The organism is Nocardiopsis trehalosi NBRC 14201, assembly GCF_001552555.1.
Taxonomy (GTDB): domain Bacteria; phylum Actinomycetota; class Actinomycetes; order Streptosporangiales; family Streptosporangiaceae; genus Nocardiopsis_B; species Nocardiopsis_B trehalosi.
Window position 1 is genome coordinate 44,267 of sequence record NZ_BCRK01000006.1, and the last position, 17,823, is coordinate 62,089.

Annotated in this window: 20 protein-coding genes and 1 tRNA gene; 14 read left to right on the plus strand and 7 right to left on the minus strand. The window is 74.2% G+C overall.

The annotated features are described in order from the left end of the window. Positions 1-20 precede the first annotated feature (20 nt). Entirely contained in the window at positions 21-1,367 is a 1,347-nt protein-coding gene (locus tag NT8_RS02205; protein WP_067963623.1) for a M16 family metallopeptidase, read from the plus strand. Between the two features lie 254 nt (positions 1,368-1,621). After that, positions 1,622-2,917, plus strand: a complete 1,296-nt coding sequence (locus tag NT8_RS02210) for a serine/threonine-protein kinase (protein WP_084468580.1) — start codon at positions 1,622-1,624, stop codon at positions 2,915-2,917. Positions 2,918-2,974: 57 nt separating this feature from the next. Here the strand turns inward: NT8_RS02210 and NT8_RS02215 are convergent. Continuing rightward, positions 2,975-3,047, minus strand: a tRNA-Leu gene (locus NT8_RS02215). 101 nt (positions 3,048-3,148) lie between these two features. After that, on the minus strand, positions 3,149-3,634 hold the full coding sequence (gene bcp / locus NT8_RS02220; protein ID WP_067963629.1) for a thioredoxin-dependent thiol peroxidase: 486 nt from the start codon (positions 3,632-3,634) through the stop codon (positions 3,149-3,151). A gap of 268 nt (positions 3,635-3,902) precedes the next feature. Here bcp and NT8_RS02225 point away from each other — a divergent pair, with 268 nt between their 5' ends. Further along, positions 3,903-4,970 carry a CDP-alcohol phosphatidyltransferase family protein gene (locus NT8_RS02225; protein WP_067963632.1) on the plus strand — a complete coding sequence of 356 codons (1,068 nt, stop codon included), beginning with the start codon at positions 3,903-3,905 and terminating at the stop codon, positions 4,968-4,970. 17 nt (positions 4,971-4,987) lie between these two features. Further along, positions 4,988-5,392 (plus strand): DUF3618 domain-containing protein, encoded by a 405-nt coding sequence (locus tag NT8_RS02230; protein WP_067963637.1) that lies wholly within the window; start codon positions 4,988-4,990, stop codon positions 5,390-5,392. 67 nt (positions 5,393-5,459) lie between these two features. Here the strand turns inward: NT8_RS02230 and NT8_RS02235 are convergent, their stop codons facing one another. After that, positions 5,460-6,665, minus strand: a complete 1,206-nt coding sequence (locus tag NT8_RS02235) for an alanine racemase (protein WP_067963641.1) — start codon at positions 6,663-6,665, stop codon at positions 5,460-5,462. 143 nt (positions 6,666-6,808) lie between these two features. On the opposite strand from NT8_RS02235, the gene purU reads away from it, so the two are divergent. Then, positions 6,809-7,690 (plus strand): formyltetrahydrofolate deformylase, encoded by an 882-nt coding sequence (purU, locus tag NT8_RS02240; protein WP_067963644.1) that lies wholly within the window; start codon positions 6,809-6,811, stop codon positions 7,688-7,690. Between the two features lie 20 nt (positions 7,691-7,710). Here the strand turns inward: purU and NT8_RS02245 are convergent, their stop codons facing one another. Both NT8_RS02245 and NT8_RS02250 read right to left on the minus strand, forming a co-directional pair. Further along, on the minus strand, positions 7,711-8,265 hold the full coding sequence (locus NT8_RS02245; protein WP_067963646.1) for an Asp23/Gls24 family envelope stress response protein: 555 nt from the start codon (positions 8,263-8,265) through the stop codon (positions 7,711-7,713). Next, positions 8,256-8,804, minus strand: coding sequence for an RNA polymerase sigma factor (locus tag NT8_RS02250; protein ID WP_067963649.1), 549 nt, complete (start codon positions 8,802-8,804; stop codon positions 8,256-8,258). The genes NT8_RS02245 and NT8_RS02250 overlap by 10 nt, the downstream gene beginning before the upstream one ends. A 299-nt stretch (positions 8,805-9,103) precedes the next feature. Between NT8_RS02250 and NT8_RS02255 the strand changes: the two genes are divergently transcribed. The 6 genes from NT8_RS02255 to NT8_RS02275 all read left to right on the plus strand — a co-directional run bounded on the left by NT8_RS02255 (position 9,104) and on the right by NT8_RS02275 (position 11,918). After that, positions 9,104-9,598, plus strand: a complete 495-nt coding sequence (locus tag NT8_RS02255) for an Asp23/Gls24 family envelope stress response protein (RefSeq protein WP_067963652.1) — start codon at positions 9,104-9,106, stop codon at positions 9,596-9,598. 4 nt (positions 9,599-9,602) lie between these two features. Further along, complete coding sequence (locus NT8_RS02260) at positions 9,603-9,905, plus strand: hypothetical protein (protein ID WP_067963655.1); 303 nt, start codon at positions 9,603-9,605, stop codon at positions 9,903-9,905. A 145-nt stretch (positions 9,906-10,050) separates the two neighbouring features. After that, positions 10,051-10,221 carry a hypothetical protein gene (locus tag NT8_RS29730; RefSeq protein WP_169805181.1) on the plus strand — a complete coding sequence of 57 codons (171 nt, stop codon included), beginning with the start codon at positions 10,051-10,053 and terminating at the stop codon, positions 10,219-10,221. A 28-nt stretch (positions 10,222-10,249) separates the two neighbouring features. Next, a complete protein-coding gene (locus NT8_RS02265) occupies positions 10,250-10,648 on the plus strand; it encodes an Asp23/Gls24 family envelope stress response protein (protein WP_067963659.1) in 399 nt (132 codons plus the stop codon). 44 nt (positions 10,649-10,692) lie between these two features. Continuing rightward, on the plus strand, positions 10,693-11,298 hold the full coding sequence (locus NT8_RS02270; protein ID WP_067963661.1) for a DUF6286 domain-containing protein: 606 nt from the start codon (positions 10,693-10,695) through the stop codon (positions 11,296-11,298). 5 nt (positions 11,299-11,303) lie between these two features. Further along, complete coding sequence (locus tag NT8_RS02275; protein WP_174549504.1) at positions 11,304-11,918, plus strand: alkaline shock response membrane anchor protein AmaP; 615 nt, start codon at positions 11,304-11,306, stop codon at positions 11,916-11,918. Between the two features lie 268 nt (positions 11,919-12,186). Here NT8_RS02275 and NT8_RS02280 read toward each other — a convergent pair whose 3' ends face one another. Continuing rightward, complete coding sequence (locus tag NT8_RS02280; protein ID WP_067963667.1) at positions 12,187-12,879, minus strand: HAD family hydrolase; 693 nt, start codon at positions 12,877-12,879, stop codon at positions 12,187-12,189. A gap of 163 nt (positions 12,880-13,042) precedes the next feature. Here NT8_RS02280 and NT8_RS02285 point away from each other — a divergent pair, with 163 nt between their 5' ends. From NT8_RS02285 to NT8_RS02290, 3 genes are all read left to right on the plus strand, one after another. Beyond that, positions 13,043-13,897 (plus strand): (2Fe-2S)-binding protein, encoded by an 855-nt coding sequence (locus NT8_RS02285; protein WP_067963670.1) that lies wholly within the window; start codon positions 13,043-13,045, stop codon positions 13,895-13,897. 151 nt (positions 13,898-14,048) lie between these two features. Further along, positions 14,049-14,504: a hypothetical protein gene (locus NT8_RS29095; RefSeq protein WP_157515456.1), complete on the plus strand. Its 456-nt coding sequence runs from the start codon at positions 14,049-14,051 to the stop codon at positions 14,502-14,504. Between the two features lie 755 nt (positions 14,505-15,259). After that, positions 15,260-17,242, plus strand: a complete 1,983-nt coding sequence (locus tag NT8_RS02290) for a DNA cytosine methyltransferase (RefSeq protein WP_067963702.1) — start codon at positions 15,260-15,262, stop codon at positions 17,240-17,242. On the opposite strand, the gene NT8_RS28285 is transcribed toward NT8_RS02290, so the two are convergent. Continuing rightward, positions 17,157-17,735 (minus strand): very short patch repair endonuclease, encoded by a 579-nt coding sequence (locus NT8_RS28285; protein WP_084468578.1) that lies wholly within the window; start codon positions 17,733-17,735, stop codon positions 17,157-17,159. The genes NT8_RS02290 and NT8_RS28285 overlap by 86 nt on opposite strands. Between the last annotated feature and the right edge of the window lie 88 nt (positions 17,736-17,823).

The window sequence follows — 17,823 nt, forward strand, 5'->3', positions numbered from 1 at the left end:
AAGAAAGAGTCGCCTCCGACATGCTCCAGACCCGCCCCGAACTCGGCGCCCCGCAGCCCTACCACTTCCCCGAGCCCACCCGCCTGCGCGTGGGCGGCGGGACCGTGGTCGCCATCGACGTCCCCGGCCAGCAGTACGCCGCGGTCCGCCTGGTGCAGCCCTCGGGCGGCATCACCGAGCCGCTCGACCGCATGGGCGTCGCGGCCCTCACGAGCGAGGCGCTGGAGGACGGCGTCGGCGGCGACAGCTCGCTCGCCCCGGCGCTGGAGCGCCACGGCGCCGAATGGGTCTCGCGGGTCACCTGGGACAGCTTCGTCACCGGCGTCGACGCGCCGGTCAACCGCATCACCGACGCCACCAAGCTGTTCGCCGAGGCCGTGCGCACCCCGGCGCTGCGCCCCGAGGACGTCGAGCGCCGCCGCGACCAGCTCCTGGAGCGGTTCTGGCTGGAGGCGTCCATGGCCTCCACGCTGGCCACCCGCGCCATCGGCGGACAGCTCTTCAAGGGCCGCTACGCCACCCCCCTCAGCGGCGGGCCGGTGCGGCTGCGCGACGTCACGCCCGAGACCGTGGCCGACTTCCACGCCCACGCCGTGGCCGCCGTCGCCGGCACCCTGGTCGTCGTGGGCGACCTCTCCGGCGTCGACCTGGAGGAGCTGGGGCGCACCGTGTTCGCGGGCGCCGCCACCGTGCCCGCCCCGGTGCCCTCCGCGCCGGAGTCCGCGCCGGGCGACCTCCCGCGCATCGTGGTCCTCGACCGGCCCGGGTCGGTGCAGTCCGCGCTCATCCTGGCGCACCGGGCGCCGTCGCGGTCCGAGATCGACCTGCCCCGCGCCGACGGCATGAGCGACGTGCTGGGCGGCATGTTCACCTCGCGCCTCAACATGGAGCTGCGCGAGCGCCTGGGCTACACCTACGGGGTGGGCTGCCGGTTCGACCTGCGCCGCGACAGCGGGGTGTTCCTCGTCAGCACCCAGGTCGAGGCCCCCACCACCGCGCACTCGATCACCGCCACCCTCGGCGAGATCGAGAAGCTGCAGGCCGACGGCGTCACCGAGGCCGAGCTGTCCGCGGTGCGCGAGTCCAACACCGTGGGGCTGCCCGTCACCTACTCGACCTCGCGCAGCCTGGCCGGCGCGCTGGTCGAGATGGTCGTGCACGACCTGCCCGAGGACCACGTCGACCGGCTGCGCGCCGGCTTCGAGCGCGTGACCGCCGACGACCTCGCCGCCGCCGCCCGCGAGTACCTCACCCCGCGCGAGGCCGTGGTGATCGTCGCGGGCGACGCCGAGCAGCTGGTGCCGTCGCTGACCGAGGTCGGCCACGGCCCGGTCGTCGTGCGCGACCCGGAAACCCTCTGGACCTGAAAACTCTCCGGACCTGAGCGGTTTCCCCGCCGCCGCGGCAGGTAAAGAGAGGAAAAGGAGAGGGAGATCACTGCATTGGCGGTGGTTCGGTCGGACATAACAAAACCAGACCCATATACCGCTGATCCCGCAACGACCAGCTCGGATGTTGTTCTTGGCTGATATAACGAGGGTCCGTACAGCTTCGCCGCGAACGCGACCGCAAGAGCCCGCAGGAGGCCGATGTGGCCCCAGATCAGACTCGCTGATTGACCGTGTCCTCCACTGATAACCCCGAAGCGCAGCGGCCCGCGACGCCGCCCGACTCCGCACGCCCGGCCACCCTTGAGGCCGGGCCCGAGGAGCGTGTGCTGAAGGGCCGCTACCGGCTCGTCGACGAGATCGCGCGCGGTGGCGTGGGCACCGTGTGGCGCGCCGCCGACCTCGTCCTCGACCGCGAGGTCGCGGTCAAGGAGCTGCGGCTGCCCACCGACCTCAGCACCGCCGAGCGCGACTCCCTGCTCCAGCGCACCACGCGCGAGGCCCGGGTCGCCGCCCGGCTGGCGCACCCGGGCGTGGTCACCGTGCTCGACGTCGTCGACGAGGACGACCGCCCGTGGATCGTCATGGAGCTGGTGGTCGCGCGCACGCTCGCCGAGATCACCGACATGGCGGGGCCGCTGCCCTACCAGCGCGTCGCCGAGATCGGCCTGCAGCTCATCGCCGCCCTTAAGGCCGCGCACGACGAGGGCATCGTCCACCGCGACGTCAAGCCCGACAACGTGATGATCAGCGAGGGCGGGCGGGTGGTGCTCACCGACTTCGGGCTGGCCGCCTGGACCGGCGAGTCCGCGCTGACCACGTCGGGCCGCATCATCGGGTCCCCGTCCTACATCCCGCCGGAGCGGGCCAAGGCCGGCCCGGTCGGCCCCGAGTCCGACCTGTGGTCGCTCGGCGCCACCCTGTACGCCGCGGTCGAGGGCCACCCGCCCTACGACCGCAAGGGCTACATCCGCATCCTGAAGGGCGTGGAGCTGGAGGAGCCCCCGGTCGCCGAGAACGCGGGGCCGCTCGCGCCGGTGCTCGCCGGGCTGCTGCACGTCAAGCCCGAGGACCGGCTCACCGCCGACAACGCGGCCAAGATGCTGCGGATCGCGGCGCTGGCGCCGTGGGCGCCCGAGACCAGCCCCGAGACCGCGGCCCGCAGCGCCGCCACCGGCGCGCACGCGGCGGTGCCGCCGCCCGCCAACGGCGAGACCGGCCTCGACACCGCCCGCGAGCACTTCCGGCAGGGCGCGCACGTGCTGCGCAACTCGCTCCAGGAGTCGGTGTCGGACCTGCAGGAGTCGGTGTCGGAGTCCATGACGCACCTGCAGGAGAAGCTGCAGAAGCACCGCCCCGACTCCGTCAGCACGCTGCTCACCTCGATCCGCGAGTCCACCGACACCCTCGGGCTGACCAGCTCGGGGCGCCACCGGGTGCGCAGCCCGATCACGGTCATCGTCGCCGTCGTGCTGGGCGTGCTGGCGCTGCTGGGGGTCGTGGTGTGGGCGCTGGTGTTCCGGGGCTGACCCGCCCGCGTCCGTGAACGCGAAGGCGCGGGACCGGGGTCCCGCGCCTCACCGGGGTAGGGCCGGCGGGATTCGAACCCGCACTGTACTGCCCCTAAAACAGTCGTCTCTACCGTTGGACTACGGCCCCGGCGCGCCCCCGCGCCGGGCCGGGCGCGGCGGTGCCTGCGTCCGAGAATGGCAGTTCCGGCGGACGCACCGCAACTCGCCGCCGCCCCCGGCCGGCCGCTGTCAGGCGCCGAGTTCCCGCCGGAGGCGGCCGACGTGCCCGGTGGCCTTCACGTTGTAGAACGCCTTCTCGACCGTGCCGTCGGCGGCGATCGCGAACGTCGACCGGATGACCCCCTGGACCACCTTGCCGTAGTTCTTCTTCTCGCCGAACGCCCCGTAGGCGCGCAGGACCTCGCGGTCGGGGTCGCCGAGCAGCGGGAAGGTCAGCCCCTCCTGGTCGCGGAACTCCGCGAGCCGCTCGGGGGTGTCGGGCGAGACCCCGAGCACGGTGAACCCGGCGGCCTGGAACTGCCGCAGGTTGTCGCGGAAGTCGCACGCCTCGGTGGTGCAGCCGGGGGTCATGGCGGCCGGGTAGAAGTACAGGACGACGCGGCCGCCGCCGGACTTCAGCACCTCGCTCAGAGTGACGGGGGTGCCGTCGGCGTCGGGCAGGGTGAAGTCGGGGGCGGTGTCGCCGGGCTGCAGGCGGACGGTGGACGCGGTCACGGATCTCCTCGGGGGACGGGGGCCGGCGGCCCCGCGCGGGTCGTGACCTCAGCCTATGCTCCGTCCCGCGGCGCGGTCGCCGGACGGCCGCCACCGCCCGGGGACGGCGGTCCCGCCGCCGCCGGGCGGGTGATCCCCTAAAGTGGGCAGGACCCGCACGGCCGGCGCGCCCCCGGCGCGGCACAGGGCCGTGCGGCCTGCCCCCGGCGCCCGGCCGCGCCCCCGCCGGGCCGCGGCACATCCGCATTCGCGCGTGGGAGTTCCAACGATGCCCGGTTTCACCCTGGACGAGGTCCGCGAACGCACCTGCAAGGGCCGCGACTCCTGGTGGACGGTGGCGGCGGTCGACCCGCTCGCCGTCCGGCTGGTGCGGTCACTGGCCAACCGCACCGCGGTCACCCCCAACCAGCTCACCGTCACCGCCCTGTTCCTCGGGCTGGGCGCGGCGGCCTGCTTCGCCATGGGCTCCCCGGCGTTCCTGGCGGCCGGGGCCGTCCTCTACTACCTGTGCTTCCTGGTCGACTGCATGGACGGCAAGCTGGCGCGGCTGACCGGGCGCGAGAGCCTCTTCGGGTCGTGGATGGACTTCGTCTTCGACCGGTTCCGGGTGCTCGTCTGCGCGGTCGCGCTGATGGGCGGGCAGTACGTGCTCAGCGGCCGGGTGGTGTTCGTCTGGCTGGCGCTGGCGGTCGTGTTCGCCGACATGCTGCGCTACCTCAACGCCCTCCAGGTGTACAAGATGCGCCGGGAGATGCGCTCGCACCTGGCGGGGGCGCTGGAGCGGGCGCGCGCCACGCTGTCCATGCTGGAACCCGGCACGGAGCGCGGCCCCGGCACGCCCATGAGCGACACCGGCGAGCAGGCGGTGCTGCGGCACGGCATCTCGGTGCTGGAGCAGATCCTGCGCCGGCAGACCGAGCGGGAGTCCCGCTACGAGCGCGACGCCGGCAAGCAGCCGGACGTGCGGCTGCCGAAGATCGACCTGCACCAGGAGTTCCGCAGCCGCTTCCCCTGGTACGAGCGGGTCTGGTCGGCCCTGCGCGCCCGCCGGGTCCGCACCCACCTGGTCAGCGGCATCGAGTTCCAGATCGCGGTCTTCGTGGCCGCGCCGCTGGCGGGGGCGGTGGCGCCCGCCGCGATCGTGGCGATTACCTGTGTTGTGGGCGTTTTGCTTCTCGCGTTCGAGATCGCGATCGTCTATAAACTGTGGTTGTCCACGCGGGATTTCTTCCGGGTCGTGGACGGAATCGAAGGCGCGTTGGGTTTCACGCGCTCGTCTGATGGCGCGGCGGTGGCGCGGGAGCCCGCGGAGCCGTCTCAGGCGACCCTGCGCTAGCGGAAGGAATCGGCGGTATGGAGGGACGCGACCCCGCGAGGGCGCGCCGGGAACCGGCCCAGGTCCAGGCCGAGATCGAGCGTACGCAGCGGCGGCTGGCGGCGGCGATCGACGGGATCACCGACCGCACCAACCCGCGCAACGTCGCGCGGCGCGGGTTCGACCGCGTGCGCGACGTCGGCGGCCACCTCGCCGAGGAGGCCCGGGTGCTCGTGTCGGGCGGCGGCGCGGTGCGCGGCGAGAGCCACGAGATCGAGCCGCCCGAGGGCACCGTCCGGCTCCGCGGCGACGGTGAGGTGGTCACCACCTACACCGCGCGCGGGCCGCTGCCGACCGAGGTGCTGATCCTCGGCGCCGGCGTCGGCCTGGTGGTCGTCATCGGTGTGGTGGCGCTGGTCCGCAGGCGGGCCCGGAGGGGCTGACCGGCCGGAGTTCAGGAGGGGGAGGGGCGTGGGCCCCTCCCCCTCCTCCGTCATGCCCGGGGCGGCCTCAGAGGAACGCCCGGCCCTCGCCGCGGTAGGTGGGGACGGCGGTGGCGGCGCCGGGGCCGTCGACCAGGTGGAGTTCGCTGAACCGCTCGCACAGCTCGCCGGCCTTGGCGTGGCGGAACCAGACCCGGTCGCCGATGGCCAGGGTGTCGGCGGCGGCGCCGAGCAGCGGGGTCTGCACCTCGCCCGCGCCCTCCGTCCCGCTGTAGGCCAGGCCGGCGGGCAGGTGGGGGACCGGCAGGCGGTCGGCGCCGGGCGCGCCCGACGCGGGGTACCCGCCGCCCAGGGCGGTCACCGCGCCGCGGCGCGGGCGGCGCACCACCGGCAGCGCGAACAGCGCCGCCGGCCGCGCGGTGACGCCGCGGTAGTGGTCGAACAGCGCCGGCTGGTAGAGGCCGGAGCCCGCCGCGACCTCGGTGACGGCGCGCTCCCGGACGGTGGTGTGCACGCTGCCGGTACCGCCCCCGTTGACGAAGCGCAGGTCGGCGACGTCGCGCACGGCGCGGACCAGGGCCGCGCGCCGCCGGGCCAGCTCGGTCCGCGAGTGCCGCTGCACCCACCGCACCGCGCGGGCGCGCAGCGGGCGCCCGGGGGGCGCGTCGCCGACCCCGGCGATCTGCGCCTCGTAGGCCATGAGTCCGTCCAGCAGCAGACCGGGCCGGGCGGCCACCGCGCGGGCCAGCGCGGCGGCCTGCTCGGGTGTGCGGACGGGGGAGCGCAGCGCCCCGATGCGCAGCCGGGGGCCGAGGGGCTGCCAGCTCGTGTCGATGTCCAGGCAGACCCGCACCGGGTGGGCGGGGTCGGCCCCGGCGGCGGCGATCATGTCGAGGTGGGCGGGGTCGTCGACCATCACCGTGATCCGGGCGGCCGCGACCGGGTCGGCGGCGAGCCGGGCCAGGGCGGCGCGGTCGGCGGTGGGGTAGGCGACGAGCACGTCGTCGCTCACCGGGCCGTCCGGGCCGTCGGCGGCCAGCCACAGCGCCTCGGGGAGCGTGTAGGCCATCACGCCGGAGAACCCGGGCAGGGCCAGGACCTCCCGGAGCAGGTGCCGGCAGCGGACGGACTTGCTGGCGACGCGGACGGGGGTGCCGCCGGCGCGCCGGACCAGGTCGGCCGCGTTCGCGCGGAACGCGGCCATGTCGACGGCGGCGAAGGGGGGTTCGAGATGGCGGGTCGCCGCGTCGAGGCGGTCGCGCGCGCGTGTCATGCGCCGAGCATGCCACATTTCGTGAAATCTGTTCGTGTTCGTCCGCCTCCGGGTGCGGGCGACCCCGCCCGGACGCGCGCCCGGCGCGGATACCCTGGGACGACGCCCGACCCGCCCACCCACCCACCCGGGAGACCGCAGCCATGAGCGACCGAGCACCCGACCGCGCGTACGTGCTGACCCTGTCGTGCCCCGACAGCCGCGGCATCGTCGCCGGCGTGGCCAACCTGCTCGCCGACCGGGGCTGCAACATCACCGAGAGCCAGCAGTACGGCGATCCCTACACCGGCCGGTTCTTCCTGCGCATGGAGTTCGACGCCGACGACCGCCCCGGTGCCGCCCCGGCCGCCGAGGACGAGCTGCGCGGGGCGTTCGCCGCCCTGGCGGGCGGGCTCGGCCTCGAATGGGAGCTGCGCCGCCGCGACCAGCGGCCGCGCGTGCTGGTCATGGTCTCCAAGTTCGGCCACTGCCTCAACGACCTGCTCTACCGGCAGCGCAGCGGGCTCCTCGACGCCGACATCGCGGCCGTGGTGTCCAACCACCCCGATCTGGAGTTCCTCGCCCGCTCCTACGGGGTCGACTTCCACCACCTGCCCGTCGACCCCGCCACCAAGCGCGCGCAGGAGGCCCGGCTGCTCGAACTGGTCGACGCCCACGACGTCGACCTGGTGGTGCTCGCCCGCTACATGCAGGTGCTGTCGTCGGACCTGTGCGCGAAGATGTCCGGCCGCATCATCAACATCCACCACTCCTTCCTGCCGAGCTTCAAGGGCGCCAAGCCCTACCACCAGGCGCACGCGCGCGGGGTCAAGCTGATCGGGGCCACCGCCCACTACGTCACGGCCGACCTGGACGAGGGCCCCATCATCGAGCAGGAGATCTCCCGGGTCGACCACACCCACAGCCCCGAGCGGCTCGCCGCGATCGGCCGCGACCTGGAGTCCGTCGCGCTGGCGCGCGCGGTCAACTGGCACGCCCAGCGGCGGGTGCTGCTGAACGGGCACAAGACCGTCGTGTTCGGCTGACCCGCGCGCGGGCGCCCGGCTCAGCCGGCCGGGTCGTCGGCGATGCCGGTGACCTCGATGTCCACCCGCACCCGGTGCCAGCCCAGGTGCGCCCGGCCGGCCGTGCGCACCGCCCGGCGCAGCGCCGCCGAGGTCTCGGGGATGGGCGCGCCCACCCGCAGGTGCGCGGCCACCCGCACCGCGACCCCGTCGCCGGTCTCCTCCATGTCGCGCACCCGCACCCGGGCGACCCCGGGGACCTCCTCGGCGGCCGTGCGCAGCAGCGCGGCGGCGGCGAACCGGCGCACGTGCGTGGTGCCGGCCTCGGCGCCGGCCACCGGCAGCAGCCGGCCGCTGCGCGGATCGGACCGCACCACCCGCATCACGTCGTCGAGCAGGTTCGGCGGCGCGGTCACGGTGTCGGCGGCGAGTTCGTCGCGCGCCGCCGACAGCGGGGCGTGGTCGCGGGCGGCGGCCCGGCAGTGCGGGCAGGTCCGCTCGTGCGCGGTGGGGGCGCCGGCGCGCAGGTGCGCCAGCAGCGTGTCGAGGTCGGTGCCGCAGGGCAGCCGGTCGGGGCCGGCGGGGTCTACCGCCATGGTCGCAGCGCCTCCACAAGGTGGGTACGGGCGCGGTGAATCCGGCCGCGTACGGCGTTCGGGGTAGCGTCGACGGTCTCGGCGATCTCCTCGTAGCTCATGTCCTCCAACTCCCGCAGGACCCAGCGCACCCGCTGCGGGGGCGGGAGGTCGGCCAGCGCCCGGGCGAGCGCGTCGCGCAGCCCCCCGGCCACGGTGTACTGCTCGGGGCCCGCGGCGGCGCTCCGCGGCTCCTCGACCGTATCGGCGGGCGTCTCCGGGACGCGCGCCCGCAGCGCGTTGAGCGCGCGCCGCGTGACGATCCGGTAGAGCCACGCCCGGAACACCCCCGGGTCGTCCAGCCCGGGCAGCCCCCGCCACGCCGCCACCAGCGCCTCCTGGGCGGCGTCGGCGGCGTCCACGGGATCGCCCAGGACGCGCAGGGCGATGCGGTAGACGGTGTCCTGGTGGCGGCGCACCAGGGCCTCGAAGGCGGCGGGGTCGCCGTCCTGCGCACGGACCACCAACGGGTCGTCCGGCGTCCGCGAACCGGCGGTCATCGGTCGGCCGTCACCTCCCACCCCTCAACGGCACGTTACAACGCGCCTCTTATTGATTACACTCGGTAGCGCTAAGGTGAAGGGGATTCACCCCGAGTGGGGTGTGTCGCGCATCACACGTGTCCGGCCGTGAGGCATGGGGGGCCATCCGTGTCCTTAGTGCGTGACGGCGGCGCCGTCCCGGCCCGCCGAACCGACCGACCAGGGGCCGGCCGTGGCGCGGACCACCGCGCCCGGCGCGGACGCACCGCGGCGCGCCGCACGGCCCGCCGCGCACGCACTGACGAGGAAGTGGGAACGTGACCGACACCAAGTCCGAAGCCAAGGTGCCCGGAGCGCGCGACGTGCCCGAGGGCGCGCGCGGCGGGCGGGACCTCGTCACCGCCAACGGCCGCACCTCGATCGCCGACCACGTCGTCGCCAAGATCGCGGGCATGACCGCCCGCGAGGTCGGCGGGGTCCACCGCATGGGCGGCGGAGCCGCGCGCGCGTTCGGCGCGGTGCGCGACCGCATCCCCGGCTCCACCTCGGTGAACAACGCGGCCCGCGGGGTCGCCGTCGAGGTCGGCGAGCGCCAGGCCGCCATCGACATCGACCTCGTCGTCGAGTACGGCGTCGCCATCCCCGACCTCGCCTCCGCGGTGCGCCGCAACGTCATCACCGGCGTCGAGCGCATGACCGGCCTGGAGGTCACCGAGGTCAACATCACCGTCGACGACATCCACCTGCCCAACGAGGACGACGACACCGACGACCCCGGGGCCGGCGGGTCCGCCGAGCCCCGGGTGCGGTGACCCCGTGGCCTCCGCGGTGCCGGACGGCGCCGCGACGGCGCGGCGCATCGCGGCCGCGGTCCGCGCCCTGCCCGACGTCGCCGGACTGTCCGCCGGGCCGTTCGGCACGGTCGCCACGCCCGACCTCGGCGGTCGGGTCGAGGGGGTCGCGGTCCGCGCCGACACGGTCGAGATCGCGGTGGTCGCGCGGTGGGGCCGGCCCCTGCCGGGCATCGCCGACGACGTCCGCGCGGCGGCGGCCGGGCTGCTGCCCGAGGGCGTCGGGGTCCACGTCGACGTCGCCGACGTCGCCACCGGAACGGAGTGACGCCATGGCCGACCACCGCGCCGCCCCCGGGTACCGGGGCCGGCACCGCAGTCGGGGCCAGGGCCTCCGCGGCCAGCGCCTCCGCAGACAGAGCCTCCAAGGACACGGCCTCCGCACCATCGGAGGGGGACGGAAGGGATGACCCATGTGGCCGATCGTCGGACTGGCCTTCGGGACGGTGCTGGGCCTCGCCGGAGCGTTCGGCGGGTTCGGGGCCTTCGGGCTGGTACTGGTCCTGGGCCTGCTCGGGTTCATCGCGGGCCGCGCCTACGAGGGCGAACTCGACCTGGCCGAACTGTTCACCCGCCGCGGATAGCGCGGCCGACCGCGGCGAGGGGGCGGCCATGACCGCCACCGAGGCACCGCCGACCGGGGGCCCGCGCCAGCGGGCACCGCTCGCCCCGCCCGCCGACCGCGGCGCCACCGTCATCCGCGACGGCGTGATCGGCCGGATCGCGGCGCGGGCCGCGGCCGAGGTCGACGGCGTCGTCGCGGTCCGGACCCGCCGGGTCGCGGGCGTCGGGGGCGGCCGGGGCGCGCCGGCCCGGGTGCGGGTGCGCACCAGCGGGCGGTACGTGTTCCTGGCGCTGGAGATCGCCGTCGCCTACCCCCGGCCGGCCCGACGTGTGGCGCGCGACGTGCGGGTACGTGTCATGGAGCGCGTCGGCCACCTGACCGGCAGATCGGTCCGGCACATCGACATCGAGATCGTGGAACTGCGGCGCGCACGGCGCGCACACTGACCGGGCCCCGAACGGGGCCGGTCCGGGACGGGAAGGAAACGGGCATGACGACGGTGGACGACGCACTGAGCGGGCCGGACCCGGCCGTTGCGCGGCGGGCGCGGCGCGTGGCCGTGCACACCTTCCGGCCGCGGCGGTCCTGGCCCGCGCTGCTGGCCGCGGTCCTCGTCCTGGCCGTCGCCGCCGTGGCCGCCGCCGAGGTCATCTCGGCGCTCGTCGGTACGCCCCTCCGGCTGCCCGTCACCGGCCCGGCGGTCGACTACGCCGCCTCCACGCGGTGGAGCGACCCCACCGTGCAGGCCGCGTCGGCGGTGCTCGCGGTGATCGGCCTGGCCCTCATCGGCCTGGCAGTGGTGCCGGGGCGCGGCCGGTGGACGGTGCTGCGCACCGACGACCCCGGCCTCGTGGTGGGGCTGTCGCGACCGGCCCTGCGCCGCACCCTGGCGGCGGCCGCGCACCGCGTCAGCGGGGTGCGCGGGGCGCGGGTCGCCGTCCAGGGGCGCCGGGTGCGAGTGCGGGTCCGCACCGACCTGCGCGAGCCCGCCCCCCTGCGCGAGGAGGTGGCGGCCGCGGTCCGGGAACGCGTCGCCGAACTCGCGCCCCTGTACGACCTGAAGGTGTCCACGCGCGTGCGGAATGCGAAGGCGTGATGAGCATGACCCGGACTGACAGGGCCCGCGCCACGGCGCGCGGCAACCGGTGGGGGCTGGCGCTCCTCGGCGCGCTGCTCGCCGCCGCGGGCGCGGCGGCGCTGGCGGCCGGGCTGGGCGCGTTCGGGGGGCGCGTCTCCGGCACGACGCCGGCCGGCGGGGCCGCGGCGGTCGGCGCGGTCGGCGTGTGGCCGCCGTACGCGGCGGCCGTCCTCGCGGTCGTGGCGGCCCTGCTGGCGCTGCGCTGGCTGCTGGTGCAGGGCCGGTCCGACACCGTCGACCGGTTGGCCCTCGACCCCGTCACCCCCGGCGGCGACACGGCCGGCGCCGGCACCACCCGCATGGCGGCGGGCGCGGCGCGCGGGGCGTTCGAGGACGAGGTCGGCGACTACCCCGGGGTGCGCCACGCCCGGGCGCGCATGACCGAGTCCGAGCACGCGCCGCACGTCCGTCTCGACCTCACCCTGGATGACGACGCCGACGTGCCCGCCGTGTGGCGGCGCGTCCGCGCCGAGGCCCTGGAGAACCTGCGCACGACCCTCGAACTCGACCGCCTCCCGGCCGTGGTGCGGCTGTCCATGTCCGCACCCCCCAAGGGCCGCCGGCGGGAGCCCGTCTAGACCACCCCGAGAGGGCGGCGCCGGAGACCACCGGGGGGAGGCTCCGGCGCCGCCCACCACCCCCGCGGCGCGCCGCCCGGCGCCCGCACCGATGACCATCCTGGAGGGTGGTGCCGGAGGACTTTGGGGGGAGACTCCGGCACCACCCGAACCCCACCCCCCGACCCCCGCCCTACCCAAGTCCGGACCTCGAGTGGCCGCGAACGGTCCTCCGTCAGCGCCCGGCTCCCCGGCCGCAGTAGGCGGAGCCCGTCGCGCTCCCACCGCGTCAGGAGTGCAGGGCCGCCAGGACGGCGTCGGTGTCGGTGAGGTCGGCGAGCACCGTGTGGGCGCCCAGGGCGCGCAGCGCGTCGGGGGCGGTGGCCCCCGTCGCGACCGCCACGATGCGGGCGCCCCCGTGCAGCGCGGCCAGGACGTCGTTGGGGCTGTCGCCGACGAGGACGGTGGTGTCGGCGGTGAACTCCACGCCGGTGCGCTCGGCCACCCGGCGGCGGGCGACCCGCACCAGCTCCGGGCGGTCCATGTGGTCGTCGCCGTAGCCGCCCGCCGCGAAGTCGACCAGCCCGTCGAGCCCGAACGCCGCCAGCTTCCGCTCGGCGTTGCGCCGGGCGTTCCCGGTGAGCAGCGACGACACGGTGTCGGGGTCGTCGGCGCAGCGGAGCAGCGCCTCGCGCGCGCCGGGCAGTACCCGGCCGCGCGCCGCGAGGTCGGCGGCGCGCTCGGCGTAGACCCGGTCCTGCACGTCGAGGAACGCGGCGAACTCGCCGTCGGCCGGTTCGATGCCGTTGGCGAGCGCGGTGTCGTGGAACCACTGCCACTCGGTCCGGCCCGGCCCCCGCGTGACGGTGTGCTCGGCCAGCCCGGTGTGGGCGGCGAAGGCCGCCGCGAACACCTCGCGGCCGATGTCGTCCACGTCCAGCAGGGTCTTGTCGATGTCCCACAGCACCAGCCGCTTGCCCACGCGCTCCCCCTTGTCGTGACCGTGCTGCCACGGTAGCCGACCCCCAGCCGGCCCCCACCGCCCCGGCGCGGGCGGCGCGACGTCGGCCCCGGGGGTGCACACCGGGTCGACCTGAGGCTAGGCTTACCTACGAAGCGTTCGCCGAGCATGCCGAGGGAGCCCCATGCAGACCTGCCACCCGCTGGCCGGGGTCGTGCGCTGGATCAACGAACGCGAGCTGTACCTCACGATCGACCTGCTCGGCCCCCGCGACCCCGAACCCGAGGGCGACGACTGGGTGCGGCTGGACCGGCTGCCCGACCGGGTCCCGGAGCTGATCGACCGGCTCTCCGCCGGGGTCTGCCAGGGGCACCGCACCTCGGCCGCGGCCTTCCTGGCGGGCGACCTCGGCCTCCAGGTGTTCGGCACCGCCTCCGGCATCGCCTACCTCACCGGGCGCGCACCCGACCTCGCCGCGCACCTGGTGTGGGTCCGCGTCCACGAGTCCGGCCGCCTCGACCGCCTCGCGATCCGCCAGGGCACCGCCGCCGTGCTGACCGGCGACCCCATGGCCCGCCGCCCCGGCGTCGTGGTGCTGCCCACCGAACGCGACCTCGACCTGTGGCTGGCGCGGTCCGCCGCTGCGACCCTCGACCCGGTGACCGAGGCGGTGCGCGCCCACACCCGGTTCGGCACCCGGCCGCAGTGGAGCATGATGGCCGACGGCCCGCACGCGGTGGTCCTGGCCGCCGCCGACGAGGTCGGGTTCGACCAGTCCGAGGCGTGGGAGCGCGCGCGGCGCATCGTCGAGCTGGTCAACCACGACCGGCCGCGCGTGGTGCCCAAGCAGCGCCCGTTCCCCCTGGCGCTGTCCGGCCGCCCCGTCCACCGCCCCGAACGGGTCTTCCTGGTGCGCGGCGGCTGCTGCTTCTACTACAAGGTCGGCGCCCAGAAGTGCGCCTCCTGCCCCATCGCCACCGACACCGACCGCGAGACCCAACTCCGCACCCACTACGAGGTCCCCGCCCCCACCGCCTGACGGGCGCACGCCCACCCTCCGTCCCGGTCCGACACCACCGGGGGAGGGGAACGCTCCCTTGTCCCCACTCGGCGCCGAGCGACGCGGCGGAAACCGACGCGCGCCCCCGTGCGGAGGGTGAACCACGCTCACAGGCACCGCAGCGGCCGACGTGGCACCATGGCGCGCGAGTGACGATCGCTGCCTGCACGACCTGTTGCCCGACCAGTGCTCGCTGTGCGTCCGCACACCTTCGGGCCTGGTCGACCGCGTCGTCGTCAGCGGCGGCGGCGCCGTGTTCCACCGGTCGGTGTCCTGCGCCGCTCTGCGCGAGGGGCGGCCCGAAGTGGAGCGGCGCGGCGGCGACCTCGCCGACGTCCACACGGTTCCCCTGGCGCGTGTTCTGCACGAGCGCTCGCCGTGCAAGACCTGCTTCCCGGACCACACCCCGCCCGGCACCGAGCTGTGCTGGGTCCGCGCCGGACACGTCTGGCACCCGGCCCTGCTCACCCAATGGACGCCGGACCGCACCGGCGCCCCGGGTGGCCTAAGGCCCCGAGGGCGCCTACCTCCACGAGACGGTCCCCGCCACCGCCCTCCGCCCCCCGGCGGCCCCCGCCCCGCCTGAGCCGCCCTGCGCAGCCCGCCCGAAGGCCGCGCCGATCACCGGTGGTCGGCGGCGTCGGAGGTGGCTGGCGTCCCGTCGCCGTCGAACGTGGGGCCGTCGGTCCAGGGGTCATCCCTGCTCCTGCCGATCCGCCGGAGAACGCGTGGTGCGGGACCGGCAGGCGCATAGTCCGGTCGTACCTGCGGGCGAGCAGGGACGTCCAGGAACCGAACGTCGGTCCGGCGACGACGTCGTCCGGCGTGCCCGGTCGCTCCCGCCGCGGGACCTCGCGCGGCCGCCGAGGCGCTGCCCTCCTTGTCCAAAGGGCGTGTTCCCACCAGTCGCTCCGGCCGCAGTGGACGCGTCGGCGGCCGCGGACGAAGCCGCGCAGGATCGTCCCGGACGTTCGCTCCTCAGCTCGGCCACGGGCTCGGCCGACTGCAGGACGCCGACGTCACCTCGGGGAAAGCCGATGCCACGGACGACGCAATGGTATGAGCCGCGGTGCCTGTGTCGCTTGGAGCAAATGCCCGTTCGGAGTGGCATGAATAACAGGACTGCCGGTGATCTTGTCGGTGGTTGTCCGTATGATTGGCCCTCTCTGATTTTTCTGCGGGCTGCTTTCGGCCGCAGGGGCGGATGCCGCGTAATATTCTCGGGGCGCCCGAGCGTCCCGATCGATCCAGTCATCCGAGGTGGACGCCGGATTCTTGATCTTGCCAGAGGTTGTGTGATCTCCTGGTGCTCGTTCTTCTCGTCCGATGGAGGTTGGCGCGGTGCGCAGGCAGCACTATGAGGTGCCTCTGGAGCGGAGCGACTACCTGGAGCTCAGGCGTCACAGGAACAGCTGCAAGCCCGAGAACTTCGACAGGTGGCTCGGTGGCTTCGGTGCCGGCAAGCGTCTGGCCGTCGACCTCTTCTCCGGAGCGGGTGGACTGAGCCTCGGACTGGAGCGAGCCGGGTGGACGGTCGCAGCCGCTGTGGACTTCGACGAGCGGGCGCTCCAGACGCACGCCGCGAACTTCTCGGGCATGAGCCTCCGCATGGACCTGGGCAATCCTGACGAGCGCGACAGGCTCGTCGAGATGCTGGCGCCGGCCGAGATCGATCTGGTGGCCGGCGGCCCGCCGTGCCAGCCGTTCAGCAGGGCTGGCCGGAGCAAGATCCGCAGCCTCGTGGAGCATCACGGTCGCGACCCGCATGATCGCCGCAAAGAACTGTGGAGCGCCTACCTCGACGTCGTGAAGCGCCTCCGACCGCGTGCGGTCCTCATGGAGAACGTGCCGGACATGGGCCTCGGTGACGACTTCTTCGTGGTACGCACCATCGAGGAGCAGCTGGAAGGCCTTGGCTACGCGACGCAGGTGCGTCTCGTCGATGCGTGGAAGTACGGCGTCCCGCAGCACAGGAAGCGACTGATCCTGCTGGCGAGGAACGACGTGGAGCGCTTCTCGTGGCGGCAGGAGCTGGACCACGATAAGCGCACCACACTGCGCGACGCCATCGGTGACCTGCCGGTGCTGCCTGTCGTGCCCACCGAGCGTGTCGGGCAGCGTGAGCTCCCGTACCGCGAGCCGTCCCAGCTTTCCAAGTTCGCTCGGGACATGCGCAAGCGGGCGCCCAGGGACCTGGTGTGGGACCACATGACCCGTCGGGTCCGGAAGGACGACGCGAAGATATTCGCCAGCATGAACTCCAGGACCCTGTACTCGGAGATCGACCCGGAACTACAGCGCTACAAGGCCGACCACTTCACGGACAAGTACAAGAAGCTCGACTGGGCGGACCTCAGCAGGTCGATCACCGCCCACATCGCCAAGGACGGCTACTGGTACATCCACCCCGACCAGGATCAGCCGCGAACCCTCACCGTTCGCGAGGCCGCGCGGGTGCAAACCTTCCCGGACAGGTTCCGATTCGCCGGAACGCGCAGTGACGCCTTCCGTCAGATCGGTAACGCGGTGCCGCCTCTCCTTGGCGAGGCTGCGGCGGAGGCACTGCTGCCCGTGGGCGACGAGAAATCGAGCGAGGGTGGACTGCAACCGCACTGGCGCATGGTGCGACGGGATCTGACCACCTGGGCCGAAGGACGGCGTGAGTCGGAGGACTGGTATCAGCTGCCGGGCCCGCAGATGTCCGGGTTGCAGGCCGCCGTCGTGGCCGTACTGTCCGGGACCCGGTTGCCGCCTGCGCGGCTGGCGGAGATGGTCGAGGTCGTGCGGGGACGGACGTCGCTGAGCAGGGCTACGTTCGAAGCACTCACCGCGACGGCACCCTCCCATACAGCTAAGGCGCGGGTTGCCCGGCTGGAGGTGGGGGTCGGTGAGTCGGGCGTCTGGTGCGACGAGGAGAAGGTCCGCGAGCAGCTGGAGCTGAAGCCGGCTGAGGCGACGATCTACCGGCTGTTGGTCGGAGAGGACCTCCTATGGGTCGGGCAGGGGGCGCTGCGTGTCGCCGCCCGTCTGCACGGCAGTGATTCGGATCGCACGAACAGGCTCAGCGACGGCCGGGTGGACTTGGTGAAGCTCGTCGGAGCCGGTGAGGACGCGCCTCTTCGTATGGCGGCGCTTCGGCTCATCGGGAACAGCTTCTGCCGGTCCAAGGAGCCGTTCTGCGAGGTCTGCCCCCTGAGCAGGTACTGCGTCGCCCGGGAGAAAATCTCGGGCGGCCTGTTCACGGACGCGTTGGCCGGGATCCACGGACGGGAGGTGGTGCCGACACAGGCTCACGGGTCTGGTCGCACTGCCGGGCGACGCTGAGCACGGCGCGCCCGACGTCCGCCCGGATCTCGCACTCCCAGACACGGACGACGGCCCAGCCGGCGGCCTCGGCCATCGCGGTGTTCCGACGGTCGCGCTCCTTGTTGGTCCTGATTTTCGCCCCCCACAAGGGGGCGTTCGGGCCGCGGAACGTCTTCGGGCCGTGCACAGGGCAACCGTGCCAGAAGCACCCGTCGACGAACACCGCCACGTTGTACCTGGGCAGGACGAAGTCCGCCGTACAACGGACAGCCACCTTGCGCTGCAGACGGAACCGGAGGCCGAGCCGATGTACGGCACGCCTGAGGGCGGCCACCTCCGGTTTCGTGTCCCATGCGCGCCGACCGCGCAGATGGCCGCTCAGCTCGGTGCTGACCCACTCGGCCCTCGTGCTGCCATACCTTAGCCCCAGTCCGTCGTCGATCCACGAGTGTGAGCGTGCCACACTCGTCCCGTGCTCCGTGAACCTGCGGAACTCCGTGTCGACGACCATGGCCGGGGAGTTCCCCCGGGGCTGGCTCGTGGAGGGAGGCGTTGCACCTGGGGAACCTCTCGGCTGCGGCGAAAGGGAGACGGGTGGA